The following is a 493-nucleotide window of genomic DNA, read 5'->3' on the forward strand; positions in this document are numbered from 1 at the left end:
CGCCTCGATTATGCGGTGATGCTGGTGATCATCGCCGACATGGTGCTGAAGCCCACTCTGCACGACATCGGCATTCTTGCCGGCATGGCAATGGTGATTGCGCTCGGCGCCGCGCTCGCCTTCGGCGGCGGCCGCCAGCTGGTACCGAGCGCCGCCTGAGCGTTACATCTTTTGGAGCGAGGCGGTTGAAGGCCGCCTCGTTTCTACATCAAGCCGACTATGCCATCCCACAGCAGCTTGACGGCGACCACCGCGACGGTGGCGTAGGTGAACGGATAGAAGATCTCCGGCCGCATGCGGCGCACCAGCCAGGCGCCGGCGATGGTAGACAGCGGCGCCAGCGGCATCAGAACCGCCGAGGCCGTGAGGTTGGCGGTGTCGAACTGGCCGAGCGCGAAATAGGGGATGAGCTTCAGCGCGTTGGTGGCGGCAAAGAAGATCGCCGCGGTTCCGGACAGCACTTTCGGGTCGAGCCGGATCGGCAGCGCGTAGA

1 protein-coding gene is annotated in these 493 nt (G+C 64.9%); it reads right to left on the reverse strand.

All coding sequences use genetic code 11. The features are described 5' to 3' along the window. Positions 1-203: 203 nt before the first annotated feature. Positions 204-493: TSUP family transporter (locus EOA27_RS39720; protein ID WP_145970958.1), on the reverse strand; the 290-nt coding region annotated here is incomplete at its 5' end.

It is taken from the genome of Mesorhizobium sp. M2A.F.Ca.ET.037.01.1.1, assembly GCF_003998075.1.
Taxonomy (GTDB): domain Bacteria; phylum Pseudomonadota; class Alphaproteobacteria; order Rhizobiales; family Rhizobiaceae; genus Mesorhizobium.